Source organism: Microbacterium sp. T32, from assembly GCF_001619615.1.
Lineage (GTDB): Bacteria > Actinomycetota > Actinomycetes > Actinomycetales > Microbacteriaceae > Microbacterium.
The window spans coordinates 19,733-40,829 of sequence record NZ_LQQP01000013.1; the positions used below are offsets into that span (position 1 = coordinate 19,733).

General features: G+C 69.5%; 19 protein-coding genes. 10 read left to right on the forward strand and 9 right to left on the reverse strand.

Translation table 11 applies throughout. The features are described 5' to 3' along the window. Positions 1-98: 98 nt before the first annotated feature. Both AVW09_RS09065 and AVW09_RS09070 read right to left on the reverse strand, forming a co-directional pair. Positions 99-464 carry a PLD nuclease N-terminal domain-containing protein gene (locus tag AVW09_RS09065; protein ID WP_063257771.1) on the reverse strand — a complete coding sequence of 122 codons (366 nt, stop codon included), beginning with the start codon at positions 462-464 and terminating at the stop codon, positions 99-101. A 148-nt stretch (positions 465-612) separates the two neighbouring features. Next, entirely contained in the window at positions 613-2,703 is a 2,091-nt protein-coding gene (locus AVW09_RS09070) for an APC family permease (RefSeq protein ID WP_063257772.1), read from the reverse strand. A gap of 132 nt (positions 2,704-2,835) precedes the next feature. Here AVW09_RS09070 and AVW09_RS09075 point away from each other — a divergent pair, with 132 nt between their 5' ends. The 10 genes from AVW09_RS09075 (at position 2,836) to AVW09_RS09120 (ending at position 12,968) form a co-directional block, all read left to right on the forward strand. Continuing rightward, complete coding sequence (locus tag AVW09_RS09075) at positions 2,836-3,936, forward strand: VanZ family protein (protein WP_063257773.1); 1,101 nt, start codon at positions 2,836-2,838, stop codon at positions 3,934-3,936. A 32-nt stretch (positions 3,937-3,968) separates the two neighbouring features. Continuing rightward, a complete protein-coding gene (locus tag AVW09_RS09080; protein ID WP_063257774.1) occupies positions 3,969-4,202 on the forward strand; it encodes a type II toxin-antitoxin system ParD family antitoxin in 234 nt (77 codons plus the stop codon). Then, positions 4,199-4,513, forward strand: a complete 315-nt coding sequence (locus AVW09_RS09085) for a type II toxin-antitoxin system RelE/ParE family toxin (protein ID WP_063257775.1) — start codon at positions 4,199-4,201, stop codon at positions 4,511-4,513. Before AVW09_RS09080 ends, AVW09_RS09085 begins: the two co-directional genes overlap by 4 nt. A 290-nt stretch (positions 4,514-4,803) precedes the next feature. Further along, positions 4,804-6,126, forward strand: a complete 1,323-nt coding sequence (locus tag AVW09_RS09090) for an ABC transporter substrate-binding protein (protein WP_082822901.1) — start codon at positions 4,804-4,806, stop codon at positions 6,124-6,126. 148 nt (positions 6,127-6,274) lie between these two features. Beyond that, positions 6,275-7,129 carry a carbohydrate ABC transporter permease gene (locus tag AVW09_RS09095; protein WP_063257799.1) on the forward strand — a complete coding sequence of 285 codons (855 nt, stop codon included), beginning with the start codon at positions 6,275-6,277 and terminating at the stop codon, positions 7,127-7,129. After that, entirely contained in the window at positions 7,126-7,962 is an 837-nt protein-coding gene (locus AVW09_RS09100) for a carbohydrate ABC transporter permease (protein ID WP_063257776.1), read from the forward strand. The genes AVW09_RS09095 and AVW09_RS09100 overlap by 4 nt, the downstream gene beginning before the upstream one ends. Position 7,963: 1 nt before the next feature. After that, a complete protein-coding gene (locus AVW09_RS09105; RefSeq protein ID WP_231901808.1) occupies positions 7,964-9,376 on the forward strand; it encodes a NosD domain-containing protein in 1,413 nt (470 codons plus the stop codon). Positions 9,377-9,387: 11 nt separating this feature from the next. Next, positions 9,388-10,434 (forward strand): LacI family DNA-binding transcriptional regulator, encoded by a 1,047-nt coding sequence (locus AVW09_RS09110; RefSeq protein WP_063257777.1) that lies wholly within the window; start codon positions 9,388-9,390, stop codon positions 10,432-10,434. A gap of 45 nt (positions 10,435-10,479) precedes the next feature. Then, positions 10,480-11,712: a glycoside hydrolase family 32 protein gene (locus AVW09_RS09115; protein ID WP_063257778.1), complete on the forward strand. Its 1,233-nt coding sequence runs from the start codon at positions 10,480-10,482 to the stop codon at positions 11,710-11,712. Between the two features lie 23 nt (positions 11,713-11,735). Next, positions 11,736-12,968, forward strand: a complete 1,233-nt coding sequence (locus AVW09_RS09120; protein WP_063257779.1) for a wax ester/triacylglycerol synthase domain-containing protein — start codon at positions 11,736-11,738, stop codon at positions 12,966-12,968. A 10-nt stretch (positions 12,969-12,978) separates the two neighbouring features. Here AVW09_RS09120 and ypfJ read toward each other — a convergent pair whose 3' ends face one another. The 7 genes from ypfJ to AVW09_RS09155 all read right to left on the reverse strand — a co-directional run bounded on the left by ypfJ (position 12,979) and on the right by AVW09_RS09155 (position 21,061). Next, the gene (gene ypfJ / locus AVW09_RS09125; protein ID WP_063257780.1) at positions 12,979-13,851 is read right to left on the reverse strand and encodes a KPN_02809 family neutral zinc metallopeptidase; all 873 of its coding nucleotides are present in this window, start codon (positions 13,849-13,851) and stop codon (positions 12,979-12,981) included. Positions 13,852-13,906: 55 nt separating this feature from the next. Then, entirely contained in the window at positions 13,907-14,941 is a 1,035-nt protein-coding gene (locus tag AVW09_RS09130) for a LacI family DNA-binding transcriptional regulator (protein ID WP_063257781.1), read from the reverse strand. 29 nt (positions 14,942-14,970) lie between these two features. Then, positions 14,971-15,846, reverse strand: coding sequence for a carbohydrate ABC transporter permease (locus AVW09_RS09135; RefSeq protein WP_231901809.1), 876 nt, complete (start codon positions 15,844-15,846; stop codon positions 14,971-14,973). Further along, entirely contained in the window at positions 15,843-16,781 is a 939-nt protein-coding gene (locus AVW09_RS09140; RefSeq protein WP_231901810.1) for a carbohydrate ABC transporter permease, read from the reverse strand. Before AVW09_RS09140 ends, AVW09_RS09135 begins: the two co-directional genes overlap by 4 nt. Positions 16,782-16,837: 56 nt before the next feature. Beyond that, positions 16,838-18,157 (reverse strand): ABC transporter substrate-binding protein, encoded by a 1,320-nt coding sequence (locus AVW09_RS09145; protein ID WP_063257782.1) that lies wholly within the window; start codon positions 18,155-18,157, stop codon positions 16,838-16,840. Between the two features lie 23 nt (positions 18,158-18,180). Then, positions 18,181-20,343 (reverse strand): glycoside hydrolase family 36 protein, encoded by a 2,163-nt coding sequence (locus AVW09_RS09150; protein WP_082822902.1) that lies wholly within the window; start codon positions 20,341-20,343, stop codon positions 18,181-18,183. A 214-nt stretch (positions 20,344-20,557) separates the two neighbouring features. After that, entirely contained in the window at positions 20,558-21,061 is a 504-nt protein-coding gene (locus tag AVW09_RS09155; RefSeq protein WP_063257783.1) for a hypothetical protein, read from the reverse strand. Between the last annotated feature and the right edge of the window lie 36 nt (positions 21,062-21,097).

Below are 21,097 nucleotides of genomic sequence, written 5' to 3' on the forward strand. Positions count from 1 at the left end.
AAGACACGCGGATCGTGTCGCGCCGCGTCCGCGTGTCTTGGACACTCAACGGGGCTCGCGGGGCGCGGCGTGCGGCGCCGGGGCGGGATGCCGCGGGCTCAGGCCTGGGCGTCGCCCTCGGCGCGGCGGCGGCGCACCTGCTCCTCGAGGTCGGCGAGGTACATCTCGCGCTCGAGGTCGGCGATCTGCTGCTCGGTCGTCCTGCGGTCGTGGGCGCGCGGCGCCGGAGCCGGCTCGGTATCCCTCTGCCACCGCCGGGGATCCCCGAACGACATCGGCTCGCGCCGCTGCTCCCACTCGCGGCCGATCGTGAACCACAGGATCGATCCGATCAGCGGCAACAGGACGATGAAGAACACCCAGGCAAACTTCGGCAGGTGTTTGACCTGGTCGTCGCGGCGGGTGATCGCGTCGATCAGCGCGAACACCATGAGGGCCAGGGTGAGCAGAGCGAGGATCGGCATGGCATCCACCCTGTCGGAGGCGGGCCGCCGCGTCTACTCCCGCGATGTGGTGAGCCGAACTCCTGAGATTCGGCCTCCGCGACCCGCACGCCCGACGCTCCGCCGGATCAGCCGTCCTTCCTCAGGAGTTCGGTCCCGAGTCGAGGGCTCAGGATCCCGAGGAGTTCGACGCCTTCGGCCGGTGGGCGGGCACCTCGGCGACGGGCTGGCCACCGCGCTGCTGGCCCGGGAGCGGGCGGGAGCGGCGGCCGTAGATGAGCTCGGACGAGTCGAGCAGCCAGGGCACGAGGGTGATCGAGACGCCGTGCACGAGCATGAGCTGCTGCGCGAGACGCCGTGAGCGGCGGTTGTGGAGGATCGACTCCCACCAGTGACCGACGATGAACTGCGGCAGGTACACCGTGACGACCGCGGAGCCGTGCTTCTCGCGGTACGACTTGATGAACGACGTCACCGGCGACGTGTACGTGCGGTACGGCGACTCGATGATGACGAGCGGGATGGGCATGTCGTGCGCCGCCCACTCCTTCTGCAGGCTCGCGGCATCCTCTTCCGAGATCGCGACGTGGACCGCGAGCGTCTTGTCGTGCTTGGCGGCGAGGGCGTAGTCGATGGCCTTCACGACCGGCTTCTGCAGGCGGTTCACGAGGATGATCGCCACGTCGCCGGACGAGCCGAAGTGCACCGAGTCGTCCATGCGGATCTCGTGCTCGACGTCGCGGTAGTAGCGGTTCACGCCGAGCATGAGCGTCGCGAGGATCGGGATCGCGATGAAGACGAGCCATGCTCCGTGCGTGAACTTCGTGATCGTGACGATGAGCAGCACGAGCACGGTGAACGTCGCGCCGAGCGAGTTGATCCACAGGCCGGAGATCGCCGAGCGACGCTCATAACGCGCGCTCTGCTGTCGGGCGGCCTCGGGGGAGAGGCCGCGGAGTCCCGCGAGCGTCCGCCGCCAGTGCTTGACCATGCCGATCTGTCCGAGCGAGAACGACACGAACACACCGATGATGTACAGCTGGATCAGGGTGGTGAGGTTCGCCTGGTAGACGATCAGCACGCCGATGGCGACGATGCCGAGGATCACCATGCCGTTCGAGTACACGAGGCGGTCGCCGCGGGTGTTGAGGGCCTTGGGGGCGTATCCGTCGCGGGCGAGCACGGCGCCGAGCAGGGGGAAGCCGTTGAACGCGGTGTTGGCCGCGAGGAGCAGTACGCACGCGGTCGCGGCCTGGATGATGAAGAACGGGATGCTCCCCATGCCGAACGTGGCGGCGGCCACCTGCGCCATGAGGCTCGGCTGCGGGTTGTTGGCGCAGTCGAATCCGATGAGGTTGCAGGGGTTCTCTGCGTAGTGCACGTTGGCGAGCAGCGCGAGCAGCGTCAGACCGACGAACAGGGCAATGGCGATGCCGCCCATCATCGTGAGGGTCGTCTGCGCGTTGCGGATCTTGGGCTTGCGGAAGGCGGGCACGCCGTTCGACACGGCCTCGACACCCGTCAGGGCCGAGCAGCCGCTCGAGAACGCGCGCAGCACGAGAAGGATCATCGCGGCTTGCGTCATCGATTCCACTTGGACGTCGAATCCGGCGCTGGATGCCTGCGGCACGTCGCCCAGCAGCGCCCGCCCGAGGCCCACGACGATCATGAGGCCGACCGACCCGATGAACAGGTACGTCGGGATCGCGAACACCGACGAGGCTTCGCGCACACCGCGGAGATTGACGATCACGATGAGGATGACGAAGCCGACGGCGATCTCGACGCGGAACGGGTTCAACTCCGGCAGCGCCGAGATGATGTTGTCGACCCCGGATGCCACCGACACGGCGACCGTGAGCACGTAGTCGACCAGCAGCGCGGCGGCGACCACGACGCCGGGGACCTCGCCGAGGTTCTTGCTGGCGACCTCGTAGTCGCCACCGCCGGAGGGGTACGCCTTGATGAGCTGGCGGTAGCTCAGGACGACGACGACGAGCAGCACCACGACGGCCGCCGCGACCCAGGGGCTGAGGGTCAGCAGAGCCGTTCCGCCGATGAGCAGGATCATCAGCAGCTCCTGTGGCGCGTAGGCCACGGAGGAGAGTGCGTCGGAGGCGAAGATGGGGAGGGCCATCTTCTTGGGCAGGAGCTGCTCGTCGAGTTTTTCCGACGTGAGAGGCTCGCCGATCAGGATGCGCTTGGCCATCGGCGTCGGTTCGCCGGGCTCGCGACTTTCGTCAGTCACGGCGCGCGACATTACGCGTCCTGCCGCCCGTATGCAATCTGACGCACGGGGCGTTCACCGGGTTGTAGTCCACGGGCGAGACACAATACGCCCCGCAACGTGGCCAACTCCGTGGCCTGGGCATGTATTCCCTAGGATTCCCGGGTGCACAACATCGTCGGATCCGGGCTCCTCGCGGTGCTGCTCGGCGGTGTCGTCGCCGTCCTCGCGTTCGTCCCGTTCGTGGCGGTCAGCTACCGCCGTCGGGGTGGTCTGTCGTTCGGGCGCAGCCTGCTCTGGGCGAGCGCCGCGGTCTACTTCTGGGCGATCTGGACGTACACGCTCGTGCCGCTGCCGGACGGCGACGCCTACCGGTGCGCCGGCGTCAACCTGCGGCCGTTCCAGTTCGTGGATGAGATCCGGGATGCCGTCGCCGTCTCGGGCCGCTACCTCACCGACCCCGTCGTGCTCCAGGTGGCGCTCAACGTGCTCCTGTTCGTGCCGCTCGGGTTCTTCCTGCGCGTGCTCGGGGGTCGTGGCATCCTGATCGTCGGTCTGGCCGGACTCGCGGTGAGCGGAGTGATCGAGACGACGCAGCTGACCGGCGTGTGGGGGATCTTCCCGTGCGCGTACCGCGTGTTCGACGTCGACGACCTCATCGCCAACACCTCCGGCGCTCTTCTCGGATCGCTCGTGGCGTTCGTCGTTCCGCGGAAGCACCGAGGACTGGAGAAGACCCCGGATGCCGATGTCCCCCGCCCCGTCACGCGCGGGCGCCGGATGCTCGGCATCCTGTGCGACGTGCTCGGCGTGGGTCTGCTCCAGTCGGGCGTCGCCGTGACGCTGCAGGCGGTGCTGGTCGTGCTGTTCGAGGACCCGGGTCGTACGGGGCCGCTCTCGTCGACGGTGGGGACCGCCGTCGCGGCGGTCGTGTGGCTCGGGGTGATCCTCGCGACCGGGCGTTCGGTCGGTGACCTCGCGACGCGCGTGCGCTACACCGACGGAGTGCTGCCGACGTGGGCCGCCCGGGTTCTGCGATTCCTCACCGGCGCGGCGTCATACTCGTTGCTCGAGACGCTGCCGGCCCCGTGGGGGCTGTCTTCGGGGCTCTTGCTGCTCGCAACACTGGTGCTGCTGTTCGTCTGGAAGGACGGCCGCGGCCTCACCGGCTGGATCGGCCGCCGCCGGCTCGTCGACGACCGCGCGGGCGTCGCGAGCCCGACGGTCGACGACCGAGCGGCTCGTCACATCGACGATCCCCGATGACAAGGATTGCCATTCGGCAGTAAGGTGGCGTCATGGCGACGATGAACATTTCGCTCCCCGATGATCTGCGTGCTTTCGCCGACGCTCAGGTGCACGCCCACCTCTACGCATCGAGCAGCGAGTACGTGCGCGAGCTGATTCGCCGTGACCGCGAAACTTCGGTCGTGCGCGAGGCCGTCCTCGAGGGGATGAGGTCGGGTGAGGGTTCGCGGATGGATGCGGACTACTTCGACGGGCTCCGTGCGAGCGTCCGCGACGCCTCGTGACACAGGTTTCGTCTCGCGCGGCCGATCTCGACATTGCGCGGGCCGTCGAGCACTATCGAGATCAGGCCGACCCCGAGACCGCGTCTCGCTTCATCGACGCGATCGAGCTCGCGGTGCGTCGGCTCGCCGATTTCCCCGCCTCCGGCTCCGCGACGGCCGAGGCGCGAACCGGAATCCCCGGGCTTCGTGTCCTCGGCGCGGTGGGCTTCCCTTTCCTCCTGTTCTACACATGCGACGACGACGCGATCCGCGTTCACCGCGTCCTTCACGAGAGGCGCGACATCGACGCCGAGTTCCAGCCCTGGATCTGATGGCCCGGGTGCAGGTCGCCGCGCCGCCCCGAAATTCTCGGCGAGAACGCCCATGAGCACCTCGTCGTGGAAGCGGCCGTTGTGGAACGCCACCGCCCGACGCACTCCCTCGCGCACGAACTCCGCCTTCTCCTAAGTGAGGGCGGTAACCGCCAAAGTCTTTGGCCGCGCGGCGCACTTGACGCGTGCGCTCAGGGGCCGTTACCGTCGCGCCAAGACGATTTGCCAAAACGTATTGGCGAAGACTCCCGCCCGCACTTCCCCGAATCACTCACAAAGGAGTCGAAGTGATGAAGCTTCGTACGCAGCAGCGCACCGGACGTGTCCGGCGCGCGATCGGGCCGCTCGCCGTCGTGGCGGCGGCCGCCGTCGTCCTCACCGGATGCGGTGCCGGCGGCAGCGCCGGAACGTCGGAAGGAGCCACCGCACTCACCGTCGTCGTTGAGGGCGGCGGCAAGGCCGAGCTCCAGCCGATCGCCGATCTGTACAAGAAGGACAAGGGTGTCGACGTCACGCTCGTCGAGTTGCCCTACGACGGCCTGTACGACCGCATCCAGTCCGAGCTGAAGTCCGGCACGCCGTCCTTCGACGTCGCCGCGCTGGATGCCATCTGGCTCCCGGCCTTCGCCCCGGGGCTGGCTCCGCTCGACGACCTCTTCACCGACGACGTCAAGAACGACCTGTTCGACGGACTCGTCGGAGAATCGCAGGTCGACGGGAAGCACGTCGGTATGCCCGTGTGGACGAATTCCGAGATCCTCTTCTACCGCACAGACCTGTTCGACGACGCCAAGAACAAGGCCGACTTCGAGGCGAAGTACGGCTACCCCCTCGCCGCCCCCACCACGTGGGAGCAGTACCGCGACGTCGCCGAGTTCTTCACGCGGGACACCGACGGCGACGGAAATGTCGACCTCTACGGCACCGACGTGAAGGGCGCGGTCGAGACCGAGTGGCTCGCGACCGTCTCGCAGGCGGGGGAATCCCAGATGGTCGTCGATCCCTCGAACGGCGACGTGACCATCGACGACGCGAAGCACAAGGCGGCGCTCGACTTCTACGTGAGCCTGCTGCCCTACGCGCCGTCCGGCGCCGCCCAGCTCGACTGGGCCGGGGCGCAGAACCTCTTCTACCAGGGCAAGCTCGCGATGATGCGCTTCTGGGGCCACGCCTACCGCCAGACACCGGCCGACTCCCCGATCAAGGACTCCATCGGCGTCGCCCCGATGATCGGCGGACCCGGCGGAGTGGCCGGGGTCCCGGGTGCCTGGTACCTCTCGGTACCGGCGAGCGGGGCCAAGCAGGATGCCGCGAAGGACTTCATCTCGTTCGCGTACGAGCACAACGATCTCGCCGCCGACACCTCGCTGGGCCTCGTCGCCCGCAAGAGCGCGTTCGAGTCCAAGGCCGGTGTCGCCGGGTTCGAGAACTACGACGCGCTGGTGAAGACCCTCGAGGCCCCCGGCTCGGCTCCGCGCCCGGCGACGCCGCAGTGGCAGGAGATCGTCGATTCGGTGCTCGTGCCGATGCTGCAGAAGGCCGTCGAGCCGGGCGCGGACACGGCCAAGCTCCTCTCCGACGCCAAGACGCAGATCCAGTCGATCGTCAACTGACGATCCCGTTCGAAAGCACCCCGTGGAGACCATCGCTCCTCCCGCTCGCGACGGGGCGGCCCCGGCCGCCCCGTCGCGGGTCGTCCCCCCGCCCCCTCGCCGTCGCCGCAGCAAGGACGCCGGCGACCGGCGCTTCGCCCTGGCCCTCATGGCACCGGCCGCGCTCTTCCTCGCCGTGTTCGTGCTGTGGCCGCTCGTCCGCTTCGTCTCGGACAGCTTCTTCGAGATCTCGCCGTTCGCGGGGGCGGGTCGCACGTTCGTCGGCTTCGCCAACTACGTCGCGGCCTTCGGATCGGAGACGTTCCAGTCGGCGTCGCTGCGCACGGTGGTCTACACGGTCGTGGTGGTGACGGCGGAGTTCGTCCTGGGCCTCGCCGTCGCCCTGCTGTTCACGGCCCTCGGTCGGCGGTCGGCGGTGTTCCGCACGATCTTCATGTATCCGCTGATGATCGCCCCTGTCGTCGCAGGACTCCTCTGGCGCTTCCTGCTCATCGACAACTTCGGCATCGTCAACGAGCTGCTCACCCGCGTCGGCATCCTGTCCGACCCCGGCCAGATCGCCTGGCTCAGCGATCCCCGCATCGCGCTGTTCTCGGTGGCGGTGCCCGACATCTGGCTCACCACGTCGTTCATCACCCTGGTTCTCTTCGCCGGGCTGCAGAACATCCCGGGCGACGTGATCGAGGCGGCGCGCATCGACGGGGCGCGGTACCCCCGCATCCTGTTCAGCATCATCCTTCCGCTGCTCCGGCCGGTGATCGCCGTGGCGCTGATCGTCCGTGGCATCGACGCCGCCCGGGCGTTCGACATCATCCTCATCCAGACCGACGGTGGCCCGCAGAACAGCACGACCACCCTGAGCCTGCTCATCTACCGCACGATGACGCGCTTCGGCGACCCCGGACTGGCGAGCGCGATGGGCACGGTCTACCTCGTGGCCATGCTCGCCGTGGCGATCGCGGCCGTCCTGCTCATCTGGCGTCCCGGAGGTACCGCGCGATGAATCCCCTCGAGACCGTCGGCCGCAGTCGCGTGGTGCTGTGGGCCCTGCTCGCCGTCGCCGTCGTCCTCTACGGCTTCCCCTTCCTCTACTTGCTCCTGACCTCGTTCAAGACACCCCTGGATGCCATCGCGGTGCCGCCCACGGTCCTTCCCGGTGTCTGGACGCTCGAGAACTACGTCTCGGCGCTGTCCCGAGCGGGGGTGCCGGCCGCGCTGATCAACAGCGTCGTGACCGCGGTGATCTCGACCGCGCTGTCGCTCGTGCTCGCCGTGCCCGCGGCGTATGCGATCACGCGGTTCCGCACTCCGAGCGGTCGCGTCTTCATCCTCGCCGCGCTCGTCACGCGCATGGTTCCCACGATCGCCGTCGGTGCGCCGCTCATCGAGGTGATGCGCTCGCTCGGCCTCACCGATACGTCGTTCGGTCTCGCCCTCGCCCACACGACGATCTCGCTGCCGCTGTCGATCTGGCTGATGGCGAGCTTCTTCGAGGCCGTGCCCGACGAGCTGGGCGAGGCGGCCGAGGTCGACGGCTGCTCCCGACTGCAGGCGATGATCCGTGTCGTGCTGCCCGTGGTGTCCGGCGGCCTGGCCGTCACCGCGATCTTCGCGTTCCTCGCGTCGTGGAACGAGTTCCTCTTCGCGCTGCTGCTCACCTCCGTCCGCGCGCAGACGACCCCCGTCGTCATCGCGAACTTCCAGACCCAGTTCGGTCTCGACTGGGGTGGCATGACCGCCCTCGCCACGGTCTACTCGGTGCCCGTCATCCTGCTCACGCTCTTCCTCCAGCGGCACATCGTCGCCGGTCTCACTCTGGGCGCCGTCAAGGGCTGACATGGCACCCGCAGACAAGGAGTTCCTCCCGATGCCTCCCCACAGCAACCGCTACGACGTCACCGAATGGCCGTTCGGAGACGCCGCCCACGACATCGGCGCCGTCATCAACGACATCCTCCGCGACGTGAAGGAGCGCCAGCGCGGCAGCGACGTCGAGGACGGCGGTCGTCCCGGAGCCGTCATCCAGATTCCGCCCGGCGACTACCGGCTGCGTACGCAGGTCGTCATCGACGTCAGCTTCCTCCGGATCGAGGGAGCCGGTCACGGCTTCACCTCGTCGAGCATCCGGTTCAACGTGCCCGAGGCCGAGTGGTCGGGTCTGCACGAGTTGTGGCCGGGCGGCAGCAGGGTCATGGTCGACCTGGATGACGTCCGCCCCGGCGACGAGGCATCCGGAGCCGCGTTCCTCGTCGCCCGCACGGGCAGCCCCCGCATCAGCTCGGTGGAGTTCGTCGGATTCTGCATCGACGGTCTGCACTTCACCGCCCCGGGCCCCGACGACAATGTCGAGAACTCCTACGTCAACGGCAAGACCGGGATCTTCGTCCAGGATGCCAACGACTCCTTCCGCGTGAACGGAATGGGGTTCGTGTACCTGGAGAACGCGCTCACGATCTACAACGCCGACGCGCTGTCGATCCACGACAACTTCATCGCGGAGTGCGGGAGCTGCGTGGAGCTGCGCGGGTGGGGGCAGGCGTCGAAGATCACCGACAACCTCATCGGCGCGGGATTCGCGGGCCACTCGATCTACGCCGAGAACCACGGTGGTCTGCTGATCACCGCCAACAACGTGTTCCCGCGCGGAGCCAGCAGCGTCTCGCTGCACGCGGTGACCCGCTCGAGCGTGACGAACAACCGGCTGCACTCGTTCTACCCGGGCATGATCGTGCTCGCCGCGGGCAGCTCCGAGAACCTCGTGGCATCCAATCACTTCCTTCGAGATCACGAGCCGTGGACGCCGTTCCTCGGGGTCGAGGGGCGCTACGACGACGCGTTCGGACTCGCGCACGTCGAGGGCGACGGGAACTCGATCATGGGCAACCACTTCTCCGAGGTGGTCGCGGCGTCGCGGGTGCGGCCGGTCGGGGCGGCGCCGGTGATCGTGCGCGTGGCCGGGGGGAGCGGCAACCGGGTGTCCGACAACCACGTCGTGGCCTCGGACGTCGATCCGGGATCCCAGGACTCGGCCTTCGAGGCGCAGGTCGAGGCACTGCTGTCGACCGACAAGGCGCGGCCGCTCGCGGTGATCGCGGTGCGTGTCGATCCGGCTTCGAGCGGCAACACGATCCTCGACTCCGGCACCGAGGACGAGGTGGATGCCGACCCCGAGGCGAACGCGATCCGCTTCACTCCGTCCGTCCGGCCGTCGCACAGCACCGCGGCGGGGCAGAAGATGGTACGAACGTGAGGGGGGCGACGATGACCGAGACGCGGCTGACCGAGAAGACGGCGGGGATCCGTGATGTCGCCGCGCGCGCCGGGGTGTCGCAGACCACCGTGTCGCACGTGCTCAACGCCACCCCGCACACGCGCGTCAGCGAGGAGACCGCCGCGCGAGTGCGCGCCGCGGCTGAGGAGCTCGGCTACCGTCCCAATCGCCTGGCGCGGGGCCTTCGGACCCAGGCGTCGGAGATGATCGGGCTCCTCACCGAAGAGATCGCGACGACCCCGCACGCCGGTCGCATCATCCTCGGCGCGCAGGAGGAGGCGAGTCGCCACAATCTGACGCTCGCGATCATCAACTCCGAACTGAATCCCGATCCGGAGGTCCCGCCGGTCCAGGTGCAGGCGTTCCTCGACCGGCAGGTGGACGGGATCATCTACGCCACCGTCTACCACGACGAGATCGTCGCGCCCGAGAACCTCTCGTCGCGCCCGGCCGTCCTCATCGGCGCGCGCGACAGCACCGGCATCCTGCCCGCCGTGGTCCCCGACGAGCGCGCGGGAGCGACCGCCGTCGTCGAGATGCTCGTCGCGCGCGGACACCGACGCATCGCCTTCGCGGCCAGTGCGGAAGACGTGCCGGCCACGCGGGGGCGCCTGCGCGGCTACCTCGAGGCGATGTCCGCGGCGGGACTGCCGACCGAGGGGCTCGTCGCCGAGGGGAGCTCGGACGCGCGCGGCGGGTACGCCGCCGCGAATGCGCTCCTGGATGCCGCCCCCACCGCGCTGTTCTGCTACAACGACCGCATGGCGATGGGGGCATATCGGGCCGCCGGCGACCGGGGACTGTCGATCCCCGGTGACCTCTCGGTGGTCGGTTTCGACGACCAGGCGCCGATCCCCGAGAGCCTCTTCCCGCCGCTCACCACCGTCGCCCTCCCGCACTACGAGATGGGGGCGTGGGCGGTGGACGCGCTGTACGCGGTCGTGAGCGGCTCGGGCGAGCGCGCGGCATCCGTTCCTCCGACCCTGCTGCCGTGCCCGCTCGTCGAGCGCGAGTCCGTGGCCGCTCCCCGCGCCTGATCTTTCGTCACCCTCCCCTCGGGGACCTTCCTTCGGAGACCCTCCATGCGCCCTGCGCTGCACTTCACCGCCCGCTCGGGCTGGATCAACGACCCCCACGGCATCACCTGGCGGGACGGTGAGTATCACGCCTTCTTCCAGTACGTCCCCGGCCGCGTCGAGTGGGCCCCGGGCTGCCACTGGGGCCACGCCAGTGGGCCCGACCTGCTCTCGCTGAGCGAACGCGCGGTCGCCCTCGCCCCGGGCGACGGCGACGACGGGATCTGGACCGGATGCCTCGTGGTCGACGGCGACGACGTGCGCATCTTCTACACCGCGATCACCGAACCCGACTTCGGTATCGGGCGCGTGCGCGTTGCCACGCCGGAGGGCGACCTCGGGGGGCCGTGGGTGAAGGGCGAGGTCGTCGTCACCGCCCCCGCCGAGCTCGACCTCATCGCGTTCCGCGATCCGTTCATCCGGCGCGACGGCGAGGGGTGGCGCATGTTCGTCGGTGCCGCCGGCCGCGATGGGACGGCGATGGCGCTGTCGTGGACATCGCCCGATCTGCGCGCGTGGCGCTACGCCGGCGTGGCGCTCGAACGCTCCACCGACGTGACCGAGCCGGTGTGGATGGGGGCGCTGTGGGAGTGTCCGCAGTTCGTCACGCTCGACGGCCGCGACGTGATGATCTCGTCGGTGTGGGACGCCGACGTCCTGCACTACGCGGGGTACGCCGTCGGCGGATTCGACGGCGACCGTTTCGACGCCGAGGCGTGGGGGCGCCTGACCTACGGCGAGGGCCTCTACGCGCCCTCGCTGTTCTTCGACGCCGAGGGCGCGCCGTGCGTGCAGTTCTGGATCCGCGGGATCGGCGACCATGACGCCGGGTGGGAGGGCGCGCACAGCGTGCCGTACCGCCTCGGCCGCAGCGGGACCGTCCTCACCGCCACACCGCATCCCGATGTCGCCCGGCATCGCGGGCCGCTCGCCCTCGACGGGCGGGTTGCCGGCCTCGCGGCCGACATCGAGTGGTCGGCTCCCGCCGGGCGCCTGACCGTCCGGTCGGGCGGGGCGGAGGCCGCAGTGGTGGACAAGGGCGACACGGATGCCGTCGTCCGCGTGGGAACGCGGGAGTGGGCGGTGCCGGTCGGCGAGGCGGTGCGCATCATCGTCGACGGGCCGGTCCTGGAACTGTCGTCCTCTGCCGGGGTGTTCAGCGCCGTTCTCGCCCCCGCGGGCGATGACCTGTCCGTCGAGGCGAGCGCGGGTTCGCTGCGCGTGTACCCGCTCGGCTGACCTCGCCCGCTACCGTTGACGGCATGGGGGAACCCCTCTCGACCGACGACGCACGGATCCTCGCGCTCGAATCGGATGCCGTGCGCGGGCACACTCTCAAACTGCTGCTCCTCGAGCCCGGCCCGGCGCTGGATCTCGATGCCGTGCGTGCGGGCGTCCTCTCCCGCCTGAGCGCGTTCCCGCGGGCGCTGCAGCGGGTCGTCGGCTCCGGGTCACCGGCGTGGGAGGACGCGCAGCCGGAGATCGCCGCGCACGTGCGGCGGTTTGCCGCTGCTGACCCGACGGATCTCCGCGAGGTGGTCGGGCGGCTCATGTCGGAGCCGCTCGATCGTGCGCGGCCCCTGTGGACGATCGACCTCGTCGGGCCGCTCGCGGACGGCCGCGAGGCCCTCGCCATCCGCCTGCACCACGCGATGGCCGACGGCATCACCGCCGTGCGCTTCCTCGACGCGGTGGTCTTCGAGCCGCACGACGCTCCGGCGCACGCCGTCGGCATCCGGGACCCCGAGGCGCGAGCCTCGCGCTGGCGGGAGTGGGAGCGGATGCCGCTGACCCTCGCTCGGGAACTGGGCCACCCCGGTTCCCGCTCGCCGTTCGACCGCCCGTTGACCGCGCGGCGCGCGCTCGCGTTCGCCGACGTGCCGCTCGGCGAGGCGCGCGAGGTCGGGGCGTCGCGTCCCGAACACGCGACCATCAACGACGTGCTGCTCACGGTCGTCGCCGGCGCGGTGCGTCGGGTGCTCGAGCGCCGGGGTCATCTGCCCCGCCTGAACGCGCAGGTCCCCGTGAGCCTGCACGAGGCCGGAGAGGATGCCGCGGCCGCGGGCAATCGAGACTCCTTCGTCGACGTCGACTTGCGCCTGCACGAAGCCGACGACCTGCGTCGCCTCGACCTGCTCAGCGCTCAGACGCGGGAGCGCAAGCGCGATCGCGACGCCCGGTCGCTCGACGACCTGCTCCACGCGGCCGGACCCGTCGGGACCGCGCTGCGCGGGCTCGCGGACGGACCGCGAGAGTTCGCGCTGTCGGTGTCGAACGTCCCGGGTCCGCGGGTCCCGGTCGCCGTCGCGGGTCGCCGGGTGACGCACGTCTACACGTCGTCCGAACCCGCCCCGCACCACACCCTGCGGGTCGCAGCGATCTCGAACGACCGCTGGTTGGGCGTCGGCTTCTGTGTCGACCCCGCGGCCGTGCCCGAGGTGGAGGCGTTCGCGGATGCCGCGCACGACGCGTGGGAGGCATTGCGCGGACGCTAGGCGCCTGCGCCTACAGGCTCCCCGCCGCGACCGCGAACGTGTCGCACGCGTTCACACCGCCGGAGCGACCCGCCTCGAACCAGCGCTGGCGCTGCTCGCTCGAGCCGTGAGTCCAGCTCTCCGGGTTCACCACGCCGCCGGACTCGGCCTGGATGTGGTCGTCGCCCACCGCGGCCGCGGCGGCCAGGGCGTTGGTGATCTGATCGCTCGTGGGCGGCTCGAGGTACGGCGTGCCGTTCTCATCGACCTGGTCGGCGGCGTCGGCGACCCACGCGCCCGCGAAGCAGTCGGCCTGCAACTCGGTGCGGACGCCGTTGCTCGCCGGCCCCGTGCCGTTGTTCGGGTACTGGTCCATCACACCGATGAGGTTCTGCACGTGGTGGCCGTACTCGTGTGCGAGCACGTACAGCTGCGCGAGGGGTCCGGCGTTCGTGTCGAACTGCTGCCGCAGTACGGCGAAGAACGTCGGGTCGATGTAGACCGTCTGGTCGGGCGGGCAGTAGAACGGCCCGGTCGCGTTCGACGCCGTGCCGCACTGCGTCGAGGTCGACCCGTCGACGATGATCAGCTGCGGCTTCGTGTATCCCTCGACCGTCGTGCCCCAGAACTGGTCGAGGTTGAGCGACGTGGCGGCGAGCCGGCAGTCGTCGTTGGCGTTGGCATCCTGGCCCGTCTCGCAATTCGCGATGCGCTCGCCGCCGGTCTGCGGCCCCGCCGCGCCACCCCCGCCGATGAGTCCCGTCAGGTCGGTTCCGGTGAACAGAGAGATGAGCAGCACCACGATGCCGCCGAGGCCCACCGCGCCGCCGCCGACGGCGGCCACGGTGCCACCGCGGCGTTTTGCCGAGTTGCCGCCGACGCGGGCGTTGTCGTTGAACGTCACGCCCGAGACCGTAGCGCGCAGGCCGCGCCCGCAGAGGGGGGTTGAAACGCGGGCGTCAGCCGATCCGGCGCACCACCGCGGTCGACCGCGGCGGCGCCGTGCTCTCGCGCACCACCAGCTGGGGACGCTCGGACGAGAAACGCCTGCCCGTCTCGCCCGCGATCTCGTTGAGCAGCAGTTGCAGGCCCCGGCGACCGAGACCCGCGAAGTCCTGATCCACGGTCGTCAGCGGGGGAGACCACAGCGCGGCGAGCGGGTGATCGTCGAACCCGGCGACCGAGATGTCGTTCGGAACGCGGAGACCGGATGCCGTGATCCCCCGGATCACTCCCATCGCGATCTCGTCGTTGCCGCAGAACACCGCCGTGACCGAGGGGTCGTCGGCGAGACGGCGGCCGATCTCGATGCCCGAACGGGGATCCCACGTTGCGTCGCTCAGCGGCGGGACGACCGCGCCGCGGCGCTTGAGCGCCCGACGCCAGCCCGTCGTGCGACCGTCCTCGCGCCGCGACGGCGGCACCCGGACGTGATGCACGGTCGCGTGGCCGAGGTCCAGCAGGTGATCGGTGAGCTCCTCTGCGGCGCGCGACTCGTCGAGGACCGCCTGGCGGAGCCCCGGCTCGCGGACGCCGGACAGGGCGACGACCGGCAGCGACGGAGGGATGCGGTGCAGCGCCGCGACACCGGGAGGGTCGAACTTCAGCACGCACACCCCGGCCAGCGGCTGGGCGAGCGTCGCCGCGATCGCACGGTCGATCTCGTCGTCGTCCGTGCTCTCGACGACGGTGATCATCACGGTGTAGTCGTCGGCGCGTGCCGCTTCCTCGATCCCGCGGATGGTCTCGGCGTAGCCGTACTGCGACGTGTCGCCCGCGATCACCGCGATGACCTGGGCCTTGCGGGAGGCCAGGACGCGGGCGGCGGCGCTGGGCCGGAACCCCAAGGCGGCGATGGCCGCCTCGACGGCCTCGCGCTTGGCGGGGCTCACCCGCGCCGCGCCCGTCAGCACCCGCGACACCGTCGGCACGGATACCCCCGCCCGCGCCGCGACGTCGGCGATCGTCGCCGGTTTCGTGCGGGAGGGGTCCATTGCGCTCCGTCCGTGTGCGGCGCCCGCTCTCACTTGACGGCGCCGCTGGTGATGCCCGAGATGATCTTCCGCTGCGCCACCATGAACGTGATGAGCAGCGGGAGGCTCATCAGGATGATGTAGGCGAAGATCAGATGCCAATTCTGAAGATACAGACCGGCGCTCGCCACCTGGTACAGGTTCAGCGGCAGGGTGTCGAGTCGGCCGCCCACGACGAACAGCGCGTAGAACACGTCGTTCCAGATGTAGAGGCAGATGAGGATCGTCGCGGTAGCGAGCACCGGCATGAGCAGCGGCAGGATGATCTTCACGAACACCCGCACCGGTGAGGCGCCGTCGACGCGCGCGGCCTCCTCGAGCTCGACCGGGATCGTACGCACGAAGCCCGTGACGAAGAAGATCACGGTCGACATGTACATGCCCATGTACACCCCGATCATGCCGACCGGGGTGCCCGCCAGACCCAGCTGGCGCAGCAGCAGCACGATCGTGACGACGGCCGGCGGCAGCACGATGCCGCTGATCGCGAGCGCGTAGACGAACGCCAGTCCCCGGGACTTGCGCCGCCCGAGGATCCACGCCGCCATCGAGCCGAGGATCAGCACGCCGAGCACCGCCGGCACCATGACGAGCAGGCTGCCGCCGAACGCCGCGATCATGCGGCCGTCGGAGATGACGGTCGCGAAGTTGTCGAGAAGGTGCCACTCCGTGGGCAGGGCGAGCGAGGGGACGAAGGCCTCCGCCTGGCTCTTCGACGCCGTGAGCACGGTGAGCAGGAACGGGATGCCGAGGAGCACCACCGCCACGATGATCGCGGCGATCGGCTGGACCGCACGGCCGATCGGCGATCGGCGTCGGGGGAGTCGCCGGGCGCGGCCCGTCGTCAGGGTCATGGTCTCGGTCACAGCACGTCCTCCCGCTTGCGCAGAAAACGGATCACGGGGAAGGCCAGGATCGCGACCACGAGGAACAGCACGAGGCTCATCGTCGTGGCCTGGGCGAACAGGCCCTGACCGAAGGTCCGGAAGATGAAGATGTTGAGCAGTTCGGTGGTCCCGCCGGGGCCGCCCGCGGTGGTCGCCTGGACGATGTCGAAGCCGTTCATCGAGCCGAGCAGCGACGTGGCGACGTTGAAAGTCACCGCCGGGGCGAGCAGCGGGAAGCGGATCGCGCGGAACGTCGTCCACCATCCCGCGCCGTCCAGGCGCGCGGCTTCGAGGACGTCGTCGTTGATGGTCTTGAGGCCCGCGAGGTAGATGAGCATCGACAGGCCCATCCACTTCCACGCGTGGATGAGGGCGACGACCACGATCGTCCACGTCGTGCTGCCGAGCCAGGCGATGTCGATGCTCTGGCCGGTGAGAAAGCTCAGGATGCCGTTGAGTGCGCCGTCCGGCTTGAGCATGGCCTGGAAGATGTAGCCGACCGCGAGGGCCGACATGATCACCGGAACGAAGAAGGCGACCCGGAGAGCGCGGTTCGTCCGGGTGTCGCGCTCGAGGAGCAGGGCGAGTCCCAGACCGAAGAGGTTCTGGAAGATCGCGACCAGCACGGCGTAGATCAACGTCACCGACAGCGCGTTGACGAGCGAGCCGTTGGAGAAGAGCGAGACGAAGTTGTCGGTGCCGATGAAGTCGATCGAGCTCTTGAAGCTCGACCAGTTCGTGAAGGCGTAGACGAAGTTGAAGACGGTGGGAACGGCGAAGAACACCACCAGGACCGCCAGTGCGGGGATCAGGAACCGCAGGGGGTGGTCCTTCGCTTGCCGACCGCGCGGGGCGGACCGCGTCGGACGCGGTGGCGGCGTCACCGTGTGGGGACGCTCGAGAGTGGATGTCATGGGTCGTTCCTCCCGGGAGAGGGGCGCCGGGTCGGGTCCCGGCGCCCCGAGGGAAATCAGAAGCCGGGCGCCCCGATGGCCTTGGCCAGCTCGGCGAACTGCTTCTGGGTGGCTTCGGCGACCTGCGTGGGCGTCTTGGTGCCCTGGATCATGTCACCGAGGTTGAGGTACAGGTCGGGGTTCGCGACGGCGAGTGCCTGCATCGATCCGACCGAGTCTCCGAGGGAGCCGCTCACGTCGAGCAGCGCCTGCGGCACGTCCGAGGACGACTTCACGTTGCTCTGCAGCGAGACCGTCTTCTGCGCCTGGACGAAGTCGCTGTATCCGTCGCCGAGCCAGTACGACAGCAGCTGGCGTGCGGCGGCTTCGCGCTTGGCATCCCCCGTCTTGAACGCCACGAGGGCGTTCGACTGGTCGGGGATGAAGGTGCCGACGTTGCCCTTGGGGGAGATCGGGAAGAAGCCGATCTTCTCGTTCAGCTCCTTGGTGTCGGCGAGCGACTGCAGCTGACCGAAGAACGAGTTCACCTGCACGGCCATGGCCGCCTGACCAGACAGCAACGCCGGACCCTGGTCCTCGAACTTCGCGGTCGTGAGGTTCGCGTTGAACAGGCCCTCCTGGATGAGGCCCTGGTAGGTGTCGATCGCGCCTTGGATCGTGGGGTCGGTGAACTTCTCCTCGTTCTTGTTCACGCGATCCCAGAGCCCCGCCTTCGCGGCATCCGCGAGCTGCACCTGCACCCACCACTGCGTGGCCCAGGGCGTCCCGCCGCCGAAGTCGAAGAACGGGGTGACGCCCGCGGCCTTGAGCTGCCGCGCGTCGGCGAGGAACTCGTCCCAGTTCCCGGGGGTCTTGGTGATGCCCGCCTTCGCGAACACCTCCTTGTTGTAGTAGACGCCCTCGACCGCCGGAGTGGTGATGAGCGCGGCGTACCGCGTCCCGTTGAGGATGCCGGTGATGTCCTTCAGCTCGGGCGTGTAGGCGTCGATGAAGGGTGCGCCGTCCAGCGGCTGGAGGTTGGTCGAGGCGTTCAGTGCCGTCAGCTGTGAGGCCGTGGGCTGCCAGAAGGCGAGGTCGGGCTTGTCGCCTGTCGCGACCTTCGTCTGCACGCTCTGCTCGTACGGGTCGGGGATGGTCACGACGTCCACCGTGGCGCCGGTGGCCGCCTCGAATCCCTTGACGACGCTGTCGGGGACCTTGTTCGAGTTCTGCGCGGCCCAGATGGTGAGGGTCGTGCCGTCGAGCTTGGTGTCCTGTGCCGGCCAGTCCGAGGGACCCGCGTTGCCGCCACCGCCGGCGCCGGGGTCCGAACAGCCGGCGAGGGCGAGGGCTGCCACGGCGGCGACGGCCGTCGTAGCGAAGAACCGCTTCTTCATTGAATTGCTCCTTGTTGATGTGATCAGTCTGATCCGGTGCCGAAGCCTTCGTCGACCGGGGCGGGTCGGGTCGAAAGCCGGAGAGTACGCGCGGAGATACGGGCATCACCGGCGCGCACGTGCAGGGTTCCCGTCGCGGCATCCCATTCGGTGCGCCAGGTCGGGAGGTCCAGGGGGAAGACCGGGGTCACCTCGACGTCGCGACCGACGAGGTGGGGGAAGGACAGCGTCACGGATGCGTCGTCGCCTCGGCGCCAGACCGAGACGAGATCGCCCTCGGAACCGCGGAGGGCGAGCGCGATCCAGGGGTCGTCCCAGCCGGGCAGGCCGAGCGGCCAGTGCGGGTGGGAGCCGGCGATCTCGGCGCGCAGCTCCTTCGCGACCGTGATCGCTTCGGCGACCCGGTGGCGCTGCGCGCGCGTCATCCGGTTGAGGTGACCCGAGACGTAGAAGCGGCCGAGGAGGCCGGTGACGAGGCAGAACGCCGACTCCTCGGCATCCATCTCGGGTTGGGGGTACGCCCAGCTCGCCGCCTGCTCGGGCAGGATCGCCATCGGGGCCGCGGCCGCGATCGGCGGGTACTTGCGGAAGTCCTGCTGGTCGGAGGTCGACTGCATCGCCAGCCGTGACAGCATCGCGTAGTCCATGCGCATTGCGCCCGAGCTGCAGTTCTCGATGACGAGGGTCGGATGCCGGTCGAGCACACCGTCCAGCCAGTCCAGCACCGCGCGGTTGTGGCCGAGCAGTCCGTCACCGACGCTGTCGGCGTCCCGATCCGTCCCCGGGCCGGGGTTGATGTTGTAGTCCATCTTGAAGAACCCGAGACCGAAGTCCGCAACGAGCCGATCCACGACGCCGTCGAGGTGCGCGCGGGCGGCGGGGTGACGCAGATCCAGGTGGAAGCGGTCGTGCTCGACGACGCGCTGACCGTGGCGCTGCAGGAAGGCTTCGGCCGGCAGCCGGTCGGCGAGGGGGCTCCGGATGCCGACGACCTCCGGCTCCAGCCAGAGCCCGGCCACCATGCCCTCGGCGTGGATCGCGTCGATGACCTCGACGAGGCCGCCCGGGAAACGGGTGGTCGATGGCATCCACTCGCCGACGGAGTCCCACCAGTGTCCGGAGTCGTCGTACCACCCGGCGTCGATGCAGAACACCTCGGCGCCGACCTCGGCCGCGGCGCGGATGAGGGGGAGGAGCTTCTCGGTGGTGGGGTCGCCGTCGAGGGTGTTCATGTAGTCGTTGAAGACCACGGGCATCGCGGCGTTGTCGGGGTGCGGGCGCCGCGTCGCGCGGCGGTGGTCGGTCATCGCCGACACCGCGCCGGTGGCATCCGGGGCGAAGGCGACCGTTGCGGGCAAGCTCGTGAACGAATCGGCGGGCTCGAGGACGTGGGTCCACGCCGCGTCGGCGTCGGTGGGTCCGGCGAGGGCGAGGTAGCCGCCCGCGGTGTCTTCGCCGATCTCCCAGCGCCACGCGCCGTTGTGCTCGATCTGCCAGGCGAGGGCGAGACCGGTCGTGCGCGACTCGAGCACGCCCGTCGGCAGGGCCTTCGCCGTGGACCACGTCCCCGTGGACACGGCGGTGAGGGCGCCGCGCGGATTGTGCCCGGTGAGGTGCTCGGCGAGGGGCACGAAGTCCGGGCCGCGCAGAGGAGTACGCGTCCACCGCCCCTCGCCGAGCCAGTCGCTCTCACCCGTCAGGCGCTCCCAGCCTGCGAACGCGTCGTCGGTCGCGCCGGGGTCGGTGAATCCGGCAGCCCAGGAGGCGACCGACCGGAGCGCGACGCGACCCGTGCCGACGTTGGTGAGGGCGACGGTGCTGGAGATCGCGGCCACGCCCTCGCGGGTGGTGAGCGTGAGAGTCGCCTCCAGGTCTCCCGAGCGCTGCCGGATGACGAGGGTGTGCACGCCGTCGCGGACGGTCTCGGTGTGGTCGACGTAGCGCATCCGCAGACCGAGTTCGGTGTGGGCGAGGCGTCCGGAGGCGGGGCGGTGGCCGGCGTCCGCGGTGAGCACCTCGACGAACGGGATGCGGTGGATCGGCAGGTCGCGACCGGCGAGGCGGATCGCCGCGCAGACCACGGGCGCGTCGTCGTCCCACTGGAACGTCAGCGCCACGAGGTCGGTGCCCCACGCGAGGCGCGGGGCCGGGGCCGCGTCGGTGGGGGCGGGGTGCATCGTCGTCATTCGTCTCTCCGTCGTGTCGAACGAGAGGGACGCTAACGGATTCTGAAAGCGTTATCAAGTACTTATTGAAACCGCTATCACGTCTCGTTAGCTTGACGGGGGACGAGCGAGCCTGCGCACGACCATGCGGAGAGGGAGGTCCGTGATCCTTCGTCGAACACGAAACGCCCCTCCCCGAGCAGTCGGAGAGGGGCGTCAATCGTCGTGGGGCGGCTCAGCCGGTCGCGCCCATCGGCCGTGTCGAGATGTCGAAGCTCGCGAAGGGGACGGGAGCGAACAGGGAGTAGTTGTTCCAGTCCTCGACGTGCAGCGTGGAGATCGCCCAGTGCCCGACGACGAACGTGACGAGGGTGAGCACCACGATCACCAGGCGGGCGTTGTGGAGGATGCCGAGCGCGCACGCGACGGTGTCGGCACGGCCCAGGATCCTCGTCAGCGAGAACAGCACGATCACGCCGATCGCGACGTACACGAGGGGGTGCGCGCTCACCGTGACCGAGCCGCACATCGGGGTGACGTCGGTCGGTCGTCCGGTGGCGTCGAGGAAGCCGCCGCTGCCGGTGACACCACCCGAGCAGCTGCTCATGCCGCCCTGCAAGAACACAGCCAGCATGGTCGCCGCCACGATGGCCCAGACCAGGAGCGACCGGATGCCGACCACGATCTCGGCGCCCGGAAGCAGGGCGTTCTCGTCGGTTTCGTTCTGCGTGATGGTCATGGACGGCCCCCCGAGGTTCCTCCCACCCTCACACGG